Origin of the sequence: Clostridium sp. BSD9I1 (genome assembly GCF_900185645.1) — a bacterium.
Lineage (GTDB): Bacteria > Bacillota > Clostridia > Clostridiales > Clostridiaceae > Clostridium_AK.
This window is the reverse complement of the sequence record NZ_FYAM01000023.1, coordinates 64801-84579: the sequence shown is the minus strand read 5'-3', so window position 1 is coordinate 84579 and position 19779 is coordinate 64801. Positions and strand designations below refer to the sequence as shown.

The following is a 19779-nucleotide window of genomic DNA, read 5'->3' as shown; positions in this document are numbered from 1 at the left end:
TACCCCCCCTATACCTTTCTATAAATAAAGGTTGAAGTTTTTTCAAACCCAAATTCTTTATAATTATATATACTTTCAGTAGCCCCTACAAAAAGAAGTCCTCCTTTTTTTAAAGAGGCATGAAACTTTTTATATATCTCATCCTTTATATTTGAATTAAAATATATAACTACATTCCTGCATACAATAAGATCAAAGTTTGATTCGTAGTTATCTAAAATTAAATCATGTTTTTTGAATTTAACCATATTTTTTATTTTGTTATTTACTACATACTTGTCTCCTATTTGGGTAAAGTATTTTTTAATATCATTTTTACTTACATTTTTAATTTCAGATTCTGCATATTCTCCCTTTTGAGCTCTTTGCAGAATAGTATTATCTATGTCTGTAGCTAAAATACTATGATTCCCATTTGGTGCTACTTCATCAAGTATCATAGCTATGGAGTATGGTTCTGCCCCTATGGAACATGCGGCACTCCAGATTTTTAAGTTTTTATTATTTGGCAAAAGTTCTGTTTCTATTTTATTTTTTAAATCAGAAAATATTTCAGGATTTCTAAAGAATTCCGATACATTTATCGTTATAAAATCTAAAAACTTTTGCCTTTGCCCTGCATCTTTTTTTAAAATAGCAATATATTCTTCTACAGAATTTACTCCTACTCTTGACATTAGACTTAAAAGTCTCCTATGCAGCTGAGTTTCTTTGTAAGCTGAGAGGTTTATTCTAAACTCTTTATATACCCACTGCTTAAAATATTCCAAATCCATATTTTACCTCCCATTCCATTTAACTATCTTAACTATTTCTGAAGCTACCTTATCTAATCTTAAAACCATATCCACCATACCTGTTTCATATGCTGCCTTTGGCATACCATATATTACACTAGTAGATCGATCTTCTGATATAGTTATTCCACCATTTTTTTTAACTTCTATAGTACCTTCTGCTCCATCCCTTCCCATACCAGTAAGGACTACACTCATTAACCTTTCTTTATATACCGCTGCTGCAGATTTAAAAAGCTTATCCACTGCCGGCCTAACTCCCCAAACCGTAGGTTCTTTATTTAAGTGTATCTTTTTATCTTTTCCTACTTCCATATGAAAACCACCTGGAGCTATATATACAACGTTATTTGAAACCGCTTGTCCATCATAGGCTTCAACTACTGTAATTTTGCTTCTACTGTTTAGCCTTTCAGCAAATGCTTTTGTGAATGTAGCCGGCATATGCTGTACCACAAATACTGGAACCCCCAAATCATCAGGCAAATTTGATATTACTTGGTGAAGTGCCTTAGGTCCTCCTGTGGATGCTCCAATAACTAACGCTGATATTTTATTTACAAACTTTTTTTTAGGGATAGATTTATTTTCTTCATTCAATTCCTTTGATATGTCTTTTGATATAGCTCTTATTTCTTCAATAGTGCATCCATTTTGACATTTTTCATAAGCTAAATTTAATTTGCTTATTAGTTCATTTCTCACTTTGTCTATATCTAATGAAATAGCTCCCGAAGGTTTTGCTATAAAATCAAAAGCTCCATTTTCCAAGCATTCCATAGTAAGCTCTGAGGATTTTTTAGAAACACTGCTTAAAATTATTACAGGAATACCTATATTTCGCGTTCTTAATTCTTTTAACGCCTCAATACCATTCATTACTGGCATTTCCACATCTAATGTTACTACATTTGGTTTTACATCTTCAAGCTTTTTTATAAAATCTTGCCCATTTCTTGCAATTGCCACAACTTCCATATTATTCTCTGAGTTTATCATATCGGATATAATTTTTCTCATCAGTGCAGAATCGTCTACTACCAATACTTTAAACTTTCTCACGGCATATCAGCTCCATTAAATTTCTTTTACTCCCATACCAACTGTTTTAATTTGTACTATCCCATTTTTTAAATCAAGTATCATAGTTCTTCCCTTATTTCCTCCAATGTCTTCCGCCATTACAGGGATAGATAATTCCTTTAAAATATTTTTCACAGCAGTTCCATTACGAGATCCTATGTCCATATTCATACTTTTGTCAGAAAAGCTAAACATCGAAGCTCCTCCTGCTATTTTAGCTTTTAAATTTCTCTTAACTGCTCCCATTTTTTGCATTTTCCCTATTAAAAGAGGTATTCCCAAATCTGCAAATTTAAGGGGATTTGATACATTATTAAATTGAGTACTATCTGGAAGCATTATGTGCAGAAGCCCCCCTACATTATTTACTTTATCATACATGGCTATACCTATGCATGAACCAAGTCCTACTGTTATTATCTTGTGAGGGGACAAGGCCGCATCCATATCTGCAATTCCAACTTTATATTCTATCACTTCCATAGCATGCACCTTTCATAAAAACTTGTTAAATATTTATAATAAAATTAATAATTTATATAAATTATATATAGATGAAACATCTTAATAAATTAAGATGTGCTGATTTATAACGAAATTAGAAATTTCTATAAATCATGCATCTGACGTCTTTCGTCTTCTGTAAGTATTGTTGCTAAATTTAAAAATATTATTATTTTTTTATCTATCTTTATAAGGCCTTTAATATATCTTTTTGAGATTCCTCCCACTATTTGGGGAGCATCTTCTATATTTTCCTTCTTTACATCTTTTACTTCTAAAACCAAGTCAACTATTATTCCTGTTTTATAATCATTTTGTTTTGCAACTATTATTTTAGTATCTGCTGACTTTTCTTTACTCTCTATTGCAAACTTCTTATTTAAGGATATTACAGGTAAGATATTTCCTTCGTAATTCATTACTCCTTCTAAAAACTCAGGTGAGTCTGGAAGCTTTGTAGGCTCCTCATATCCTAAAATTCTTTCAATTTCCATTATATCTGTGGCATAATAATTATTGCCTACACTAAATATAAGAACTTTTAATTCTTCATTATTCATTATATCCCTCCTATAACATCAGTTTATCAAGAATTAACTCTCCCCTGTCATCTAAATAAGCATGAATATCTTTACTTGGTGCATTTAATACGACTTCTCTATTTCCTATTACATATACTGTGTTAGTATATGCTATATCGCACCATATACTTCCTCCGCGTTCTACCATAAGTGTAGTTTTAACCCCGCCTTCACTTCCTACGACCTTACACTTTATTTCATTTTGAGCTTTTAGTACTCCTCCTCTTGAAACGGCCTTTTGTCCTATAAAATATATGCTTCCATTTGCAATTATCTCTGAAACATACTGACCTTTTCCGGTAATTATTACATCTCCTGTACTCTTGATACGAGAATCCTGTAAATAAGCTAGATTAATGTTTACTGGAAGTATAAGTGCCCCATCCATTTCTCTTGTTATGCTGTCTATGCATTTTGTAATTAAATCTAACTCTGAATAATGTTTCACATTTATAGGTGCTAATCCCATTAATTTATGTTTCATAAGTGGAATAAGCTCTTCTTGTCCCTTTACATCTCCTATTAGTTTAATATGGCTAATAATGTTAAGGCAAACTCTATTTAAATTTTTAAACTTAGTTTCGATAAGTGCCTTTAATATTTCACCATCTTTTCTAGCATTACCTAAAATATTAAACTTCTTTATTTCCCCTATGTTATTTATGATATCATTCAACATAGATTTAAGTGCATTTAAAGTTTTTGAATACTGAAGCTTGTCTACATTTACTCCACCAGCAAATATAGTGCTAGATACCGCATTCCCTCGAATATATATATCTCCTTTAGCAATGATAGAAGCTCTATAGATGTCTTTGTGAACCGTTACAGAATTTCCTGCTTCAACTTTCATGCCTTCTTTTACACTACCAAGTATATCTATATCCCCTACAAATTTAATATCTCCAGTTTCCAAATCAACATCTGACTTAATTTGGTGTATAGAGTATACACATATGGCATTGCCTTTTACACAAGGTTTTCCTTCTATTGTAGCTATAATTATATTATCATCTTTAATGGCACACCCGTTGCCTAATTTAAGTTTTATCTTTTTTCCTGCCTTATGTTTCTTAACCTTACCCATTACATCTTTACCGTCATGCCCTGGCTTTCCAAGATGTTTTATAGCTATTACAGATCCCTTTTCTATTGACTTTATATTACCGATGCTTTTAAAATCAATATTTCCATTCTTATCTTCTTGAAAGTCCATATGTTCATCACTTGTAGAAAACTTATATTCCATATAATCGTCTTCTTCATCTACAGGGTAAATCCCTTTTGCTATTAAGACTTTCTCGCAACCTTCTTCTACATATTTTGCTATATTTTCCTCTATTATATCACAAATAATACCTTTTTTGACCAACTCTTCTTTAATTTCTTTTACTGTATATTTTGCAGGCATAATTTGATCTTTTATAACTTTTTTTAATATAGCACTATTTCCCTCTTCTACATCTTTTAGCTTATAAATAAACTTTGGCTCATAAGCTATGCTTATATACGCATTCATCCTATCATCTGATATAGATATATTTAAATATCTCTTAGGAAGTTCCTCATCTTCTAATTCTATTTCTATTACACTATTTTCATAAATTTCAACTTTACCTTTTACTAATTCACCATTTATTTTTACCTTAATAGAATCATCTATTACGAGACAGGCTGCTTTATCATTTTCATTAGGGTTTTTTACCATTATATCCCCATTTTTAATCATTACACTGCCGCTTACATTTGTAGCTGTATTTGTTTTTGTGGAAATATTTGTTATTGTTTCCATACAAAATTCCCCCTATTTAAATAATTATCCAGATGTATTTATAATAACTTATACCACAACACACTACCATACTTAAGGCTTTTCTATAGTTATCGTTGTCATTCCCTCAATCTTTATTTATTTTTATCAATATATCTTAAAATCTTGTTATTATAACATTTCATAATGTATTTTATAATTTCAGTTTCCGCTGAATTAAGTTTAATATTCCCTACTTCATTTATAGGAAGAACATCAAATGGAGTACTAGACAGAAATGCACCCTTTACTGAATTTAAATCTTCTACATTTATGCTTTCCTCTATAACACTTATGGAATTTTCATTACATATATCCAATATTGTACTCCTCGTTATTCCTGGAAGCACTCCTGATATAGGTGTTGTATATAAGTTTTTATCTATTATAAAGAACACATTTGATTTACTTCCTTCAGTTATATAGCCCTCTTTATCCACTAATATAGCTTCATATATATTTTTTTCTTTTATGAATTTATCTACTTCTTCTCTAAAAGACAAATTCAATACCTTTGCATTTGGGTTCACTCTTTCCTTATAGAATAAATCAGTTTTAATCCCTTCTTTATATTGATATTCCTTTGGAAAATTGGTCTGCTCTAAATAAGCTATAAACAACTTCTTATCAAAATTCAATACAAATTTTATGCTCCCTTCTTTTATCTTATTTACTTCTATAAGATCCTTAAGTCTTTTACTTATAATTTCATCACTTAAAAATATCTCAAATCCTGTAAGCCTTCCTGAATTATGAAGTCTTTGCAAATGCTTTTCTAAAAAAAGCGGGGTACCTTCTTGAACTTTTATTACTTCGTAGAGACTTTTGCCGAATTTAATATATTCATCTTTAAACTCTTTTGTGGTAACCTTTTCATCATTCATTAAAAAAAACTTACCCAATACATACATTAATCCTTCACCTCCAAGTGAGTCTTTCAATACTTTCATGATTTTTTCTATAGTTAATTAAATAAGGATTTCCAACCAATTTAAACAATGGAAGGTCTGACAATGAATCTGAATACATATAGGAATTCTTAAAGTCTACATTCAAGTTTTCTTCCTTTAATACTTGCATTAATCTAATTACTTTTTCTTCACCTTTGCAGTTTTTTCCTTCTATTTTTCTTCCATAAATACCATTATTACAAGTAAATCGAGTTCCTATTATCTTATCTACTATATCTATATTATATAACTCATTTAAGTAAAATTCTGCTGATGCAGAAATTAAGTATATTTTATATCCCTTTTCTTTTAATTTTCTCATTGTATTTATAGCATCTATATAAAGTATCTTACTTAATTTTTCTTCATAAAATTGTTTTACTAGAATTATCATTTCTTCTTGTTTTACGCCATCAATAAATTTTATGAAATTTTCCTTTGCAGCGTGTGCATCATATATCTTAAAGGCATAAAGTATACCTGTTATTAATACTTTAGGGAGAAATTTTATAAGTTTTGGATCTTTACTCAACATAAATTTATAAAACTCTATCAAGGTTTCTTTTTTAGTTAAAGTATAATCCACATCAAATATTGCAAGACGAACCTTTTCGTCATTATTAATGTCTATTGCTTCTTTATTTCTATTGTTATCCAAAGCAAAGCATCCTCCTTTTAGTTATAAAGATTAAAGATTAACAAAAAGAACCGTATCAACGGTTCTTTTTAAGTAAATTATTTTTCTTGTTCATCACAAATTGATTGGTAATAAGCTGATACCTCATCAAATTCTTCATCTTCTGGTATAACTAGTTCTCCCTCTTCTCCTTCTCCTACGATCTTGAAAAGGTATACTGAACCGTCTTCTGGATTTTGTACTAATGCATATTCATTATCTTTATACTCAAATCCATCTACAACTTCACATGCAACAGTGTTGCCGTTTTCATCTTCTAGATCTACCATTAACGCTTCATGTCCGTGATCATCACCACATCCACATCCGCATCCTTCATGTTCATTTTCATGGTCGCTTCCGCATCCACATCCGCATCCAACTTCTTTTTCTTTATCCATATTCACTCTCTGGCCATATAAATACAACCAGATTGTCACCTCCTTTTTAGTTATGGTATAATTTTAACCTTTATTTAGTAATTTTAAAAGAGTTTTTTTAAATTTTCTTTAAAAAATTAGCTAAAAATAATGATTTTCTTAAAAATAATAACATTTTTTATCATATTATCATAATAATTAATACAAATTAATAGACAGAGGAGTTTATCCCCTGCCTTTTGTAACTTCCTAGAATACTTTTTTGATGTTATTCACTAGTTTTTTTACTCCCTTTTCCATGTCATTCATCATGCCATTCATAGGGTTACCTTTTTTCATCTTCGTGTTTTTCATCTTCATCATATTCTTAAAGCCCAAGTTAACCATCTCCTTTTTGCCTTCTATGAGTTATCACAGAAAGTTATTGAGATTAATCTTTGAAAGAAGTTACAATTATAGTATGTGTTTTTTTGGGGATGATATTCTTCCTTTTAAAAAAATATTTTTTGTTAACTTATGGACTTAACCTAGTCCCTAAAAAATTATGAATTATCATCTTATTATTGTCAAACAATAATTTCTTTTCACTCTGTAATCCATGGACACTATAAAAAGCTATAAAAAAAGAGAAGCCCGATTGCTCGGTCTTCCCTTTTTTATAAACTTTAAGATTAGAATTGGTAGTTAGCTAATCTCTTGTATCCATCATATCTATCCTTAGCATCTGTTTCAGTCTTAGCATATAATTTATCTGCTACTTCTGGGAATGCTTTCTTTAATGAAGCGTATCTTACTTCGCCCATTAAGAAGTCTTGGAACTTAGTCCAATCTGGTTCTTTGGAGTCAAGTACAAATGGATTCTTACCCTGTTCTTTAAGTTCTGGGTTGAATCTGTACATCTGCCAGTAACCACATTCAACAGCTTTCTTCTGTTCAGCTTGGCTAGCGCCCATACCAGCTTTTAATCCCTGGTTGATACATGGAGCATAAGCCATTATTAATGATGGTCCGTTGTAAGCTTCTGCTTCTTGAATAGCTTTTAATGTCTGATTCTTATCAGCACCCATAGCTATTTGTGCAACGTATACGTATCCGTAGCTCATTGCCATCATTCCAAGATCTTTCTTTCTTGTCTTCTTACCAGATGCTGCAAACTTAGCAATAGCTGCAGTTGGAGTAGATTTTGAAGACTGTCCACCAGTGTTTGAGTAAACTTCTGTATCATATACAAATACATTTACATCTTCTCCAGTAGCTAATACATGGTCTAATCCACCGTATCCGATGTCATAAGCCCATCCGTCTCCACCAAATATCCATTGAGACTGTTTTACTAAGAAGTCTTTGTTTTCATACATATCTTTTACATCTTCATTTGAATCTTTAGCTGCTTCAAGTAATGGTAATAACTTGTTAGTAGCTTCTCTTGAAGCTTCACCGTTATCTTTAGTATCTACCCATGCCTGTAAAGCTGCCTTTAACTCTTCACTTACGTTTCCGTTTATAGCTGCTGCTGCTTTAGTAGCTAATCTTTCTCTTAACTGTTGAACACCAAGAGACATACCTAAACCAAACTCAGCGTTATCTTCGAATAAGGAGTTAGCCCATGCTGGACCCTGACCTTTTTCGTTGATTGTGTATGGAGTTGCAGGAGCAGATCCTCCCCAAATTGATGTACATCCTGTAGCGTTAGCGATCATCATTCTGTCACCAAATAATTGAGTTATAAGCTTAGCATAAGCTGCTTCTCCACAACCTGCACATGCTCCGTTGAACTCTAGTAATGGCTGTTCAAACTGACTTCCCTTAACATTCATTTTGTTCATTGGGTTTTCTTTCTTGGATACTGTTAATGCATATTCCCAGTTGCTTTGTTCTTTTAACTGTGTTCCAGCTGGCTTCATGATAAGAGCCTTTCCTGGAGCTGGACATACGTCAGCACAGTTTCCACATCCTGTACAATCAAGTGGAGTTATACCCATTGCATAAGTTAATCCCTTGAATGTAGCGCCACCTTTAGCAGCAACCATAGTGAATCCTGCAGGAGCGTTCTTAGCTTCTTCTTCATTTAATAAGAATGGTCTAATTACAGCGTGAGGACAAACATATGAACACTGGTTACATTGTATACATTTATCTGCTTGCCATTCTGGTACGTTAACTGCTATACCTCTTTTTTCGTATGCAGCTGTTCCATTTGGGAAAGTACCATCTTCATATCCATTGAATGCTGAAACTGGAAGTTTATCTCCTTCTTGTCTGTTCATAACATCAACGATATTCTTTATGAAATCTGGTTTTGCTTTTTCTTCTTCTACAAATCCTTCAGTTGTAGTCTTCCATGATTCTGGAACTGCAACTTCATGAATTGATTCAACACCTAAATCGATAGCAGCGTTGTTCATGTTAACAACTTTTTCACCCTTCTTACCATAAGAGCTTACAACTGCGTCTTTTAAGTATTTAACTGCATCTTCAACTGGAATTATGTTAGCTAGTTTGAAGAAAGCAGACTGCATGATCATGTTGATTCTTGCGCCTAATCCGATTTCCTGGCCTATCTTAACAGCGTTAATTGTGTAGAATTTAACGTTATTGTTAGCTATGAAATTCTTCATAGAAGCTGGTAATTGAGCATTTAGCTCTTCATCTGACCATATACAGTTTAATAAGAATGTTCCATTCTTCTTTACTCCGTCAAGAACATTATATTTATGAACGTATGCTTGATTATGACAAGCAACGAAATCTGCTTTATTGATTAAGTAAGGGCTCTTTATAGCTTTCTTACCAAATCTTAAGTGAGATACAGTGATACCACCGGATTTCTTAGAGTCATATGCAAAGTATCCTTGTGCATACATGTCTGTGTGGTCTCCTATGATCTTTATAGCACTCTTGTTTGCTCCAACAGTACCGTCTGATCCAAGACCCCAGAACTTACAAGCTGTAGTTCCTACTGGTGTAGTATCAACGTCTGGTCCCATATCTAATGATGTGTTAGTAACGTCATCAACTATACCTACTGTGAATAAATCCTTAGGTGCATCTAATTTCAAGTTTTCGAATACAGAAATCATATGTCCTGGTAAAGTATCTTTTGATCCAAGACCATATCTTCCACCAACGATAACTGGTTTTAATGTTTCATTTGCATAGAATGCAGCTTTAATATCTAAGTATAAAGGTTCTCCAATTGATCCTGGTTCCTTAGTTCTGTCAAGAACAGATATCTTCTTAACAGTCTTTGGCATAACAGCCATTAAGTGTTCTACTGAGAATGGTCTGTAAAGATGAACTTTGATAAGACCTACTTTTTCTCCTTGAGCCATTAAGTAGTCTATTGTTTCTTCTATACAGTCACATACAGAACCCATAGCAACTATTATTCTTTCAGCATCTTCTGCTCCGTAGTAGTTGAATAGTTTGTAATCTCTTCCTGTTAATTTGTTGATTTCGTTCATGTATCCTTCAACAACTTCAGGAATTCTGTTGTAGAATTTATTTGAAGCTTCTTTTCCTTGGAAGTATACGTCTGGGTTTTGAGCTGTTCCTCTAGTTACAGGATGATTTGGGTTTAAAGCTTTTGCTCTGAAAGCTTTAACAGCATCCATGTCAACTAAATTAGCTAACTCATCATATTCTAATACTTCTATCTTCTGAACTTCATGGGAAGTTCTGAATCCATCAAAGAAACTCATGAAAGGAACGCTTGTCTTTATAGTTGCAAGATGAGCAACAGCTGCTAAGTCCATAACTTCCTGAACACTACTTTCAGCAAGCATTGCAAATCCTGTCTGTCTTGCTGCCATAACGTCAGCGTGATCTCCAAATATGTTTAAAGCATGTGTTGCAAGAGCTCTTGCACTAACATGGAATACGCTTGGTAATAATTCACCAGCAATTTTATACATATTAGGTATCATAAGTAAAAGACCTTGTGATGCAGTATATGTAGTAGTTAATGCACCAGACTGTAATGAACCGTGAACCGCACCAGCAGCACCAGCTTCTGATTGCATTTCCATAAGTTTTACAGTTTGTCCAAAAATATTTTTCTTTCCTTGAGCAGCCCATTCATCAACATGTTCTGCCATTGGGGATGAAGGAGTGATTGGGTAAATAGCTGCAACGTCAGTGAACGCATAGGATATATATCCAGCAGCAGTATTACCATCCATAGTCTTCATTCTTCTCATTAAAATTTCCCTTCTTTCTATACAATTTTAAAGTATATATAATTAAATTAAAATTTCGTAGAAATTCTACAAAATTTTTAAAGCTAATTTAATGCTTTACATTTTCAATAATACTTCCTGAAAAATATCTCCGTCAATTAAGATGCGATAATTTATAGGTAAATTATAATTCTTATAAAGCATGTACTATACCCTACGTTATTTAATATACAACAAAAATATAGATATGTAAACCTTCTTAGTCGCATAATAATACAAAAATTTGGTCATAAATATGATTTTTTTCCGTTTTAACTCATTTTTCTATTTCTTTTAATCTATGTTTATTTTTTAACAAAATACTTACAAGTGATATTATAACATAAATAATTTTTTTATGTAGTAGTTTTATCAAAAAAATAAAAGCATTAGGACTAGTGTTAGGATATGGAAAATAGAAACATCCCATTAAATCGAGATGTTTCTATAGATTAATAAATCGAATTCAATATTATCTTAGAACGCAGCAAATTCTTTTAACTCTGCCATTCTCTTTCCAATTTCTACTGCCTTTTGAATTTGCTCTTCTGATGGCGCTTCCTTTACTGCAAATTTCTCTATTATATTAAAATCATAATCCTTCATCTGTGCTTCCCAACTATTTAAAAATTCTCCATTATCCCATCCATAGGACCCAAATAATACTACAGGCTTTTTATTTACTGGAAGTAATTTAAATTCATGTATGAATGGAGCCATTTCTTCTTGTTCCACTCTGTTATTATCCATAGATGGGCTTCCAAATGCCACTACATCCGCTTCTAGTACATCTTCTACCTTTGCATAATCTACATGCTTTATTAAAACTTCTGCTCCAGCTTCCTTAGCTCCTTTTGCTATATTATCTGCAAGCACCTCAACATTACCACTGTAACTCCAATATATGACAGCTATCTTTTTCATTAATGAAACCTCCTTATACTTTTATAATTTATTAACTAAAAATCTAGCTATTTTATTTTGCCGCTAATTTTAAGTTTTATTACCTTAATGTTTTTAATACAACGCATATTTATATTCTCATTTTATACCTATGGTTAATTTTTACAAGGCACTTTAAAATAAGTTTACAATATTCATACAATGTATAAATAGACTAGCCAAATGCAAAACTAACTTTGTTATAAACTATATTTTCAAGCTTGGAGGCGTTTTATTATGTTCAAACACGAAAAACCATTACTTAGGGATGTTAGAGTTGAAAAGCCAAATCCTCAATATGCCGTCCTTATGCAAGAGCAACTAGGCGGAGCAAATGGAGAACTTAAAGCAGCCATGCAATACATTTCTCAAAGTTTTAGAATAGCTGACCCTGCTATAAAAGATTTGTTTATAGATATTGCAGCTGAAGAGTTAAGTCATATGGAGATGGTTGCACAAACGATAAATTTATTAAATGGCCATACAGTAGATTATAGAACCACACCAGCCGGAGAAATAGAGACCCATGTATTGACAGGGTTAGCACCAGGTCTTGTTAATTCTTCTGGTGAACCTTGGACAGCTAACTATGTAAATGTTACTGGAGATATATGCGCCGACTTGTTATCTGATATAGCTTCAGAACAAAGAGCTAAAGTAGTATATGAATATTTACATCGTCAAATTAACGATAAGTATGTTAGGGAAACTATAGATTTCTTATTAAATAGAGAAGAAGCTCATAATGCATTATTTAGAGAAGCATTAAATAAAGTTCAAAATCAAGGTTCCAATAAAGATTTTGGAGTAACACATGATTCAAAGCTTTATTTTGATTTATCAACACCTGGTAAGTTCTTTGATGCCCCAAATCCTACTCCACCATCCTTTGAAAATCCAAGGAGAGAAGAACCTGCTGTGCATTAAATGAGTTAATGGTAAATATTTAACACTTTACGCTAAATAATTAAAAGGAAGCTTGCAAGCTTCCTTTTAATTATTTATTATATTTCAATAACTTATTATTAATTACTAAATACTTCAAATCAGATGAATAATTATTATGATTGCTTATTAACTTCTCTTTGTGCAATATTTATCTATCAATCCAACTATATTTTCAACTCCGTCTTGTACAGGACTCTTTTTCATATTTTCTATATATTTATCTTTATTTTCATATAAGTAATTAATTTTATTTAAAAGATTTTCCTTATTAACATTTTCCTCTTCTAATACAATACTGTATTCACTTTTTTCAAAGGATTTAGCATTTAATATTTGATCCCCCCTACTAGATTTTTTGGAAAGAGGGATTAATATATTAGGTTTTTTAAGTGCTAAGAGCTCAAATATAACATTTGCCCCAGCTCTAGAAATAACTATATCTGCAGAATTCAAAAAATCAGGAAGTTCTTCTTTTACGTACTCATATTGCTTATAACCTTCTTTATTTCCAAGAGATTTATCTAAGTTTCCTTTACCACATATATGAATAACATTAAATTTATTTAAAAGTACATTTAATATACTTCTTACAGTATCATTTATAAATTTAGAACCTAAGCTTCCTCCTATTATAAATAATATAGGTTTATCATCTTTAAACCCACATATTTCAAGAGCTCTTTTACGACTTCCTTTAAAAAGTTCCTCTCTTATAGGTGTTCCTGTAAGCACACCTTTTTCTCCCTTAATATATTTAAGTGATTCAGGAAATGTAACGCATATTTTTGTTAAGTAAGGAGTTGATATTTTATTTGCAAGTCCGGGAGTAATATCTGATTCATGAGCAATAACAGGTATTCTATTAAAATACGCCCCCATAACCACTGGTACTGCTACAAATCCGCCCTTTGAAAAAACTATATCTGGCTTTTCTTTTCTTATTATACTAAAAGCCTCTGCTACCCCTTTTAAAACTTTAAAGGGATCAGAAAAATTTTTAAAATCAAAATATCTTCTAAGCTTTCCACTAGATATACTGTGATACTTTATTCCTTCCTTTTCAATTATGCTTTTTTCTATACCATCTTTACTTCCTATATACTGAATTTCATATCCAATCATCTTTAATTTAGGTATTAAAGCTACATTTGGAGTTACATGTCCTGCTGTTCCTCCGCCAGTTAAAATTATCTTCTTTTTTGCCACGTCTACACCTTCTTTTAGAATAATTTCTCTATAATTTTATATTATTCCCATGCTCTTGTCTATGTTTCTATTTATAAAAAAGAATTTTTTAACAATATATGTACAAAGTGTTTATGTTACCTTTAACTCACTAATATAATTATTTGTAAGCTGGAGAAGATAATATTACAAAAGTAAAAGGAGGTAATAAAAATGGCAAACAGAAGTAACAAATTAGTAGTTCCAGAAGCTAAAGAAAGAATAAACCAATTCAAGTTGGAAACTGCTAGAGAATTAGGTGTTAACTTAACAGAAGGTTACAATGGAAACCTTACTTCCAGAGAAAATGGTTCAGTTGGTGGCTATATGGTTAAAAAGATGGTAGAACAGTACGAAAGAAACTTATAAAGACATAACTTAAATATAATATATATAATATTTGGTGTCTTGTAAGAAATTAGTCTTAGGAGATGCCGCCATTCGAAAATTTATTCTAAGGAGGTGAAAGGTTATGGCAAGTAGAGGAAATAGAGTAGTTGTTCCAGAGGCTAAAGAAGGTTTAAATAGATTTAAGATGGAAACTGCTAGAGAATTAGGTGTTAACTTAACAGAAGGCTACAACGGAAACCTTACTTCTAGAGAAAATGGTTCTGTTGGTGGTTACATGGTTAAGAAAATGGTAGAAGCTTATGAAAGAAATTTATAATAAAAATCATTAAAATATAGATATAATATAGTTTATGGTTTATCTATAGGAGTAATATCTTATAGATATAGCCATAACCTATATTTAAGGAGGTAGAAAGTTATGGCAAGTAGAGGAAATAGAGTAGTTGTTCCAGAAGCTAAGGAAGGTTTAAATAGATTTAAAATGGAAACTGCTAGAGAATTAGGCGTTAACTTAACAGAAGGCTATAATGGAAACCTTACTTCTAGAGAAAATGGATCCGTTGGTGGATACATGGTTAAAAAAATGGTGGAAGCTTACGAAAGAAATCTATAATACCATAAGACAATTAAATGAAATTTCACACCTTAGGATAAAATACACTATTAGCAATCTACAAGGCTTAGATTAAGCTTACTAGAAGTACTAAATATGTATTCTATATTTAAGGAGGTAGAGACTTATGGCAAGTAGAGGAAATAAAGTAGTTGTCCCAGAAGCTAAAGAAGGTTTAAATAGATTTAAAATGGAAACTGCTAGAGAACTAGGAGTACAGTTCTCTGATTACAACGGAAATCTTACTTCACGAGAATGCGGTTCCGTTGGTGGAGCAATGGTTAAGAAAATGGTAGAAGAATACGAAAGAAACTTATAAATAAAGAAGGAGTTTGCATCTTTAGCAAACTCCTTTTTCATTGTTTTTAATACACGTCTGACATTTCAATATTTAATATATCATCAAAATTATCAGACAAGGTTACATATTGAGCACAGCCGCTCTTACCATTTGAATATCTTTTAAACTTCACTATAAATTCAGAACCTTTTCTTTCTTCACTAATTACTTTAATAGATGCATTCATTGCTTCCACAAACTTCTTAACTACTGCAAGTCCAAGTCCTGTACCCTCTGCCCTTCTAGACAATGAACTATTCAATTGGGAATATCTATCAAAAATTGAATTTATTTTGTCCGCTGGGATTCCAACACCCTCATCCTTAACTCTTAAAATAAAAGATTCTTCTTCCACTTCAAGGTTTACATAAATATGTTTATTTTCAGCGGTATACTTTATAGCATTAGATAAAAGATTTAATAGAATTCTTTCAAATTTCTCTTTGTCTATTAATACACTGCATTCTTCCTCATTTGTATCAAATATTATATTTATTCCTTTTCTTTGAGCATAGTACAAAGATGAATTTACTACATTTTCACTATGCATAACTACATCAAAATTTACATTATTTAAGGTTAAAAGTCCTGCATCAGCCTTTGAAATATCCATCATGTTATTAGTTAACTTTAAAAGCCTGCTAGAATTTTCTCTTATTCTTGTTAATGTTTTATCTATATTAGGAGTAACTTCCCCATTGTATACATCATAAGCAAGCTGCAAGGATCCATATATCATAGTTAAAGGAGTTCTAAGTTCATGCGAAATTATATTAAAAAACTCATCCTTTAACTTATTTACCTTTTCTAATTGAATATTATGATTTATTTCCTCTGTTACATCTACCACATGTATATATATAGTTGTCTTCCCATTCTTATCCTTATAAGGAGCAACTTTGGGTTTATAATATTTATCTCTTCCTTGATAATCTTTAATATATAACGGTGGAAATATCTGAGCCTCTCCACTCTCTGCTATTTTAGTTAAGTTTCCACTAATTGTACTTTCTTTAAACACATCGTATATACTCTTATTAATCATCATTGATGCATTAATTTCTCTTTTTGCAATACAACTTACCAGCTCCTCATATTTTTTATTTAAGAGCTTATAATTACATTTAGGATAATCTAATACTGCAATAGGTACATCTAATGTATTTACTACATTTTCTACAAATAGAGCCTGTTCTTCTGCTATTATTTGATTAATTCTTTTTTCTGTAATATCAGTTAAAGTTACAACGGTATGTAACAACTCCCCATTTGTTCTAAGTATTGGACTCGTATTTAATTCTATATATTTTATATTTTTACTAGACTTTTCAGTAATTTTTAATATCAAATCTTTTATAGGAAGTCTATTTTTATAAAATCCATTATAAAACCATTCTATATTTCTGCCCTTGTTTTCTTCTACAGCTATATCATATTTTCTTATTATATTTTTATAATCCATAAGTTCTATATGTCTCAGTCCGGTTATTTCATATACAGAACTACTACATAAAGTAATTCTATCTTCTTTATCTATAACCACTATACCTTCAGATATATTGTTTATCACATCTCTTAAATGCCGAAGATGATCCTTTTCTCTATTTCTCAAGGTTTCTATGATATCACACTTAGTTTTAAGTTCAGTTGAAACCTCTAAATATTTATTTTTTTCTTCTTCCTGTCTTAATTTCTGTAGATATCTTTCAGTTATAATTTCACACACTACAGTTGCCCCTACAACCTCATCTCTTTCAAATATAGGATATGAAGATATGGAAGAATATTCAGTTTTGCCTTTATTAAAGTATTTCATCACCTTATTTTCAACTTTTCTTCCTTCTGTAAGAGTTACGTATGGTGGGAATTCTACTATTTTCAAATCATTTCCCTGTTCATTTTTGATATTATAATATTTTATAAATTCAAATGCATTTTTTATATAAGTTGAATCTTCACTTTCAAAAAATTGATATGCAGTTTTATTTAAATAATTTATTTCTCCAGATTTATCTGTTATATACACTACATAAGGAATAGATTCTAGAATATCTGTTGTTAACTCACGCTTATTTAATGTTTGCTGTTTTTTATTTAATACAGGCTCTTTTATTTCATATAAAAATAATTGTACTGTATCTTTGTAAGTATTTACTGTTATATTAAAAAAGCATCCTGGAAACACTTCAACTCCTGGTATATATCGCTCTTCTCCATCATCTGCACATGTATTAACTATTTTAAATATTGCTAGCGGCACATCTATTATATTAAGTTCATCTTCTGAAATATCTTCGTGTTGTTTTATTATGTTGTCCATAATGCTATTCTTATATTTTACGTCTAAGGTTTCCCTATCTAGTATTACAACTCCAAAAGGTAGTCCTTCAAACCTGCTCTCCATATACTATCCCCCAATTTAGTTAGATAAATTACTATACTATTATTCTATTAAAATCCTCAATTTCCTTCTAGCTTTTTGTATTTTTTAGTAAACCGGTTAATTTTCCCAAGAATTCTTATCTAACCCTACCTTTTAATCTAACTTATTTACCACTAATTCTATAGTCAACTATTCTTAATTGTGGAGTTATACATCCATTATAATCGTTTAAACTTGGATAAAATATAAAATCCATCTTTAAGTTCTTAGGGTTATCTATAATATCTAAATAATCATCACCAAAGTATTGTTTTATATACTCTTTAAATTCATCTCCCTTTCCAAAACACAACGCATCAATTTTATTATAACTTCCATCAATTTTCAAGGAGAACTTTAAAGTATTTTTATCCTTTCCTATAAAATTCATTTTATATATGTCCACGTTTTTTTCTGCAAATACCGGAGAGGCATTGCCTTTTCCAAATGGCTCTAAGATATTAAGTTCCTTTATTAAGGAAACGCATACCTCACTAAGCTTCATTCTTCTATCTATAGATATTTTACGAATTAAATCCTCTTTTGTAAGAATACAGTTTTCATTTAGTTTTCTTCGTAAAAGTTCTATATTCTCTTCTTTTAAAGACAGCCCCGCTGCCATTGGATGTCCTCCGAATTTATCTAAAAACTCCTTACATTTTAAAAGTTCCTCAAACATATTATAATTTTCTATAGATCTTCCCGAACCCTTTGGCATGTCTTTACCTTTAGTGAGTATTATAGTGGGTAAATTATACTTCTCTCTTATTCTTCCTGCTGCAATACCTGCTATACTTTCGTGTACATTTTCCTTATATATAACTAGCACCTTATCATTTTTTAGTGATGAGTTTTCTACAATACTTTCTATCTCCTCAACACTTTTAATAGTCATTTCTTGTCTTTCCATATTAAGCTGGTGAAGCTTTATTGCTAAACCCTTTGCAGCTTCCTCATCCTCTGTTAAAAGGAGCTCCACTGAAAGCTTAGCAGTTTCAAGTCTTCCAGTAGCGTTTATACATGGTCCTATTATAAAGCCTATATGATAAGAATTAATAGTATCCTTATTTATTGAGGTTTCTTTTATTATTGCATTTAATCCCATGTTTTTTGTATCCCTAATAAGTCTTAATCCATTCTTAGCGATAATTCTGTTTTCATCCACTAAATCCACTACGTCACATATGGTTCCTATTGCTGCATACTCTAAAAATTCTAAAACCTCATTCTCTGGAATGTTAAATACTGAATAAAGTGCCTGCACAAACTTAAATGCTATTCCTGCTCCACATAGCAATTTGAAAGGATAAGTGCAATCTAACCTCTTAGGATTTATAACTGCATCAGCACTGGGAAGTATGTAGTTTCTTTCACCATCCTCTTCCTTAAAAGTTAATTCGTGATGGTCTGTTACCACAACCTTCATTCCAAGTTCTTTTGCATAGGCTATTTGATCTATAGCAGATATTCCATTATCACAGCTTAAAATTATCTCTACTCCGTCTTCTTTTAAATGCCTTATTCTCTCTAAGTTCATTCCATATCCTTCAGCTTCCCTATCTGGTATGTGATAAATAAAATTCCCACCTAGCCTTTTTAATGCTTTATATAATATTACTGTGCTTGTGACTCCATCCGCATCGTAATCTCCATATATGGCTATTTTTCTTTTCATGTCTATTGCTTCTTTTATTATATCTACACCCTTATCCATGTCTATCATAAAAAAAGGATTATATAAATCTTTTAAAGATGCATCTACAAATTTCTTTATATCTCGTGAGGTCTTTATCCCTCTATTTATTAGCACATTGATTATAGTTTCATTTACTCCTATCTCCTGTGCTAAAGCTTTTACATTAGAACTAGTGCACTTTAGCATCCATTTACTTTTCAAAAAATCACCCCACTAGAATTATATAATAAAATTCTTCTAAAACA

19 protein-coding genes are annotated in these 19779 nt (G+C 31.3%); 5 read left to right on the top strand and 14 right to left on the bottom strand.

Annotated elements, in window-relative coordinates; genetic code table 11:
- Positions 1 to 8 precede the first annotated feature (8 nt).
- From BSD9I1_RS07820 to BSD9I1_RS07775, 11 genes are all read right to left on the bottom strand, one after another.
- The gene (locus tag BSD9I1_RS07820; RefSeq protein WP_035310744.1) at positions 9 to 776 is read right to left on the bottom strand and encodes a protein-glutamate O-methyltransferase CheR; all 768 of its coding nucleotides are present in this window, start codon (positions 774 to 776) and stop codon (positions 9 to 11) included.
- Positions 777 to 779: 3 nt separating this feature from the next.
- Complete coding sequence (locus BSD9I1_RS07815; protein WP_186429864.1) at positions 780 to 1859, bottom strand: chemotaxis response regulator protein-glutamate methylesterase; 1080 nt, start codon at positions 1857 to 1859, stop codon at positions 780 to 782.
- Between the two features lie 15 nt (positions 1860 to 1874).
- On the bottom strand, positions 1875 to 2363 hold the full coding sequence (locus tag BSD9I1_RS07810) for a chemotaxis protein CheD (RefSeq protein WP_186429863.1): 489 nt from the start codon (positions 2361 to 2363) through the stop codon (positions 1875 to 1877).
- A 125-nt stretch (positions 2364 to 2488) separates the two neighbouring features.
- Positions 2489 to 2944: a chemotaxis protein CheW gene (locus tag BSD9I1_RS07805; protein ID WP_035310738.1), complete on the bottom strand. Its 456-nt coding sequence runs from the start codon at positions 2942 to 2944 to the stop codon at positions 2489 to 2491.
- Between the two features lie 10 nt (positions 2945 to 2954).
- Positions 2955 to 4757 carry a DUF342 domain-containing protein gene (locus tag BSD9I1_RS07800; protein WP_186429862.1) on the bottom strand — a complete coding sequence of 601 codons (1803 nt, stop codon included), beginning with the start codon at positions 4755 to 4757 and terminating at the stop codon, positions 2955 to 2957.
- A 113-nt stretch (positions 4758 to 4870) separates the two neighbouring features.
- Positions 4871 to 5686 carry an aminotransferase class IV gene (locus BSD9I1_RS07795; protein WP_186429861.1) on the bottom strand — a complete coding sequence of 272 codons (816 nt, stop codon included), beginning with the start codon at positions 5684 to 5686 and terminating at the stop codon, positions 4871 to 4873.
- 7 nt (positions 5687 to 5693) lie between these two features.
- Positions 5694 to 6383 (bottom strand): HAD-IB family hydrolase, encoded by a 690-nt coding sequence (locus BSD9I1_RS07790; protein ID WP_242966443.1) that lies wholly within the window; start codon positions 6381 to 6383, stop codon positions 5694 to 5696.
- Positions 6384 to 6460: 77 nt separating this feature from the next.
- Entirely contained in the window at positions 6461 to 6802 is a 342-nt protein-coding gene (locus BSD9I1_RS07785; RefSeq protein ID WP_035311007.1) for a DUF1292 domain-containing protein, read from the bottom strand.
- Positions 6803 to 7030: 228 nt separating this feature from the next.
- A complete protein-coding gene (locus tag BSD9I1_RS18995) occupies positions 7031 to 7159 on the bottom strand; it encodes a hypothetical protein (RefSeq protein ID WP_278281161.1) in 129 nt (42 codons plus the stop codon).
- 293 nt (positions 7160 to 7452) lie between these two features.
- A complete protein-coding gene (gene nifJ, locus BSD9I1_RS07780) occupies positions 7453 to 10980 on the bottom strand; it encodes a pyruvate:ferredoxin (flavodoxin) oxidoreductase (protein ID WP_186429860.1) in 3528 nt (1175 codons plus the stop codon).
- A 495-nt stretch (positions 10981 to 11475) separates the two neighbouring features.
- The gene (locus BSD9I1_RS07775) at positions 11476 to 11922 is read right to left on the bottom strand and encodes a flavodoxin (protein ID WP_186429859.1); all 447 of its coding nucleotides are present in this window, start codon (positions 11920 to 11922) and stop codon (positions 11476 to 11478) included.
- A gap of 255 nt (positions 11923 to 12177) precedes the next feature.
- Between BSD9I1_RS07775 and BSD9I1_RS07770 the strand changes: the two genes are divergently transcribed.
- On the top strand, positions 12178 to 12867 hold the full coding sequence (locus BSD9I1_RS07770; RefSeq protein WP_186429858.1) for a manganese catalase family protein: 690 nt from the start codon (positions 12178 to 12180) through the stop codon (positions 12865 to 12867).
- A gap of 147 nt (positions 12868 to 13014) precedes the next feature.
- Here the strand turns inward: BSD9I1_RS07770 and BSD9I1_RS07765 are convergent, their stop codons facing one another.
- Positions 13015 to 14094, bottom strand: a complete 1080-nt coding sequence (locus BSD9I1_RS07765; protein ID WP_186429857.1) for an undecaprenyldiphospho-muramoylpentapeptide beta-N-acetylglucosaminyltransferase — start codon at positions 14092 to 14094, stop codon at positions 13015 to 13017.
- Between the two features lie 192 nt (positions 14095 to 14286).
- Here BSD9I1_RS07765 and BSD9I1_RS07760 point away from each other — a divergent pair, with 192 nt between their 5' ends.
- The 4 genes from BSD9I1_RS07760 to BSD9I1_RS07745 all read left to right on the top strand — a co-directional run bounded on the left by BSD9I1_RS07760 (position 14287) and on the right by BSD9I1_RS07745 (position 15395).
- Positions 14287 to 14481 (top strand): alpha/beta-type small acid-soluble spore protein, encoded by a 195-nt coding sequence (locus BSD9I1_RS07760; protein ID WP_186429856.1) that lies wholly within the window; start codon positions 14287 to 14289, stop codon positions 14479 to 14481.
- 103 nt (positions 14482 to 14584) lie between these two features.
- Positions 14585 to 14779: an alpha/beta-type small acid-soluble spore protein gene (locus BSD9I1_RS07755; RefSeq protein WP_035310723.1), complete on the top strand. Its 195-nt coding sequence runs from the start codon at positions 14585 to 14587 to the stop codon at positions 14777 to 14779.
- 102 nt (positions 14780 to 14881) lie between these two features.
- Positions 14882 to 15076 carry an alpha/beta-type small acid-soluble spore protein gene (locus tag BSD9I1_RS07750; protein WP_035310723.1) on the top strand — a complete coding sequence of 65 codons (195 nt, stop codon included), beginning with the start codon at positions 14882 to 14884 and terminating at the stop codon, positions 15074 to 15076.
- Positions 15077 to 15203: 127 nt separating this feature from the next.
- Entirely contained in the window at positions 15204 to 15395 is a 192-nt protein-coding gene (locus tag BSD9I1_RS07745) for an alpha/beta-type small acid-soluble spore protein (RefSeq protein WP_035310721.1), read from the top strand.
- Between the two features lie 46 nt (positions 15396 to 15441).
- On the opposite strand, the gene BSD9I1_RS07740 is transcribed toward BSD9I1_RS07745, so the two are convergent.
- Entirely contained in the window at positions 15442 to 17820 is a 2379-nt protein-coding gene (locus tag BSD9I1_RS07740) for a PAS domain-containing sensor histidine kinase (RefSeq protein ID WP_242966442.1), read from the bottom strand.
- A gap of 142 nt (positions 17821 to 17962) precedes the next feature.
- On the bottom strand, positions 17963 to 19735 hold the full coding sequence (recJ, locus tag BSD9I1_RS07735) for a single-stranded-DNA-specific exonuclease RecJ (protein ID WP_186429855.1): 1773 nt from the start codon (positions 19733 to 19735) through the stop codon (positions 17963 to 17965).
- Positions 19736 to 19779: the final 44 nt, after the last annotated feature.

Bases quoted from the DNA above. Each gene is read 5' to 3' on its own strand.
- BSD9I1_RS07820 (WP_035310744.1), bottom strand. From the start codon at position 776: ATGGATTTGGAATATTTTAAGCAGTGGGTATATAAAGAGTTTAGAATA.
- BSD9I1_RS07810 (WP_186429863.1), bottom strand. From the start codon at position 2,363: ATGGAAGTGATAGAATATAAAGTTGGAATTGCAGATATGGATGCGGCC.
- BSD9I1_RS07805 (WP_035310738.1), bottom strand. From the start codon at position 2,944: ATGAATAATGAAGAATTAAAAGTTCTTATATTTAGTGTAGGCAATAAT.
- BSD9I1_RS07800 (WP_186429862.1), bottom strand. From the start codon at position 4,757: ATGGAAACAATAACAAATATTTCCACAAAAACAAATACAGCTACAAAT.
- BSD9I1_RS07795 (WP_186429861.1), bottom strand. From the start codon at position 5,686: ATGTATGTATTGGGTAAGTTTTTTTTAATGAATGATGAAAAGGTTACC.
- BSD9I1_RS07785 (WP_035311007.1), bottom strand. From the start codon at position 6,802: ATGGATAAAGAAAAAGAAGTTGGATGCGGATGTGGATGCGGAAGCGAC.
- nifJ (WP_186429860.1), bottom strand. From the start codon at position 10,980: ATGAGAAGAATGAAGACTATGGATGGTAATACTGCTGCTGGATATATA.
- BSD9I1_RS07775 (WP_186429859.1), bottom strand. From the start codon at position 11,922: ATGAAAAAGATAGCTGTCATATATTGGAGTTACAGTGGTAATGTTGAG.
- BSD9I1_RS07770 (WP_186429858.1), top strand. From the start codon at position 12,178: ATGTTCAAACACGAAAAACCATTACTTAGGGATGTTAGAGTTGAAAAG.
- BSD9I1_RS07760 (WP_186429856.1), top strand. From the start codon at position 14,287: ATGGCAAACAGAAGTAACAAATTAGTAGTTCCAGAAGCTAAAGAAAGA.
- BSD9I1_RS07755 (WP_035310723.1), top strand. From the start codon at position 14,585: ATGGCAAGTAGAGGAAATAGAGTAGTTGTTCCAGAGGCTAAAGAAGGT.
- BSD9I1_RS07750 (WP_035310723.1), top strand. From the start codon at position 14,882: ATGGCAAGTAGAGGAAATAGAGTAGTTGTTCCAGAAGCTAAGGAAGGT.
- BSD9I1_RS07745 (WP_035310721.1), top strand. From the start codon at position 15,204: ATGGCAAGTAGAGGAAATAAAGTAGTTGTCCCAGAAGCTAAAGAAGGT.
- BSD9I1_RS07740 (WP_242966442.1), bottom strand. From the start codon at position 17,820: ATGGAGAGCAGGTTTGAAGGACTACCTTTTGGAGTTGTAATACTAGAT.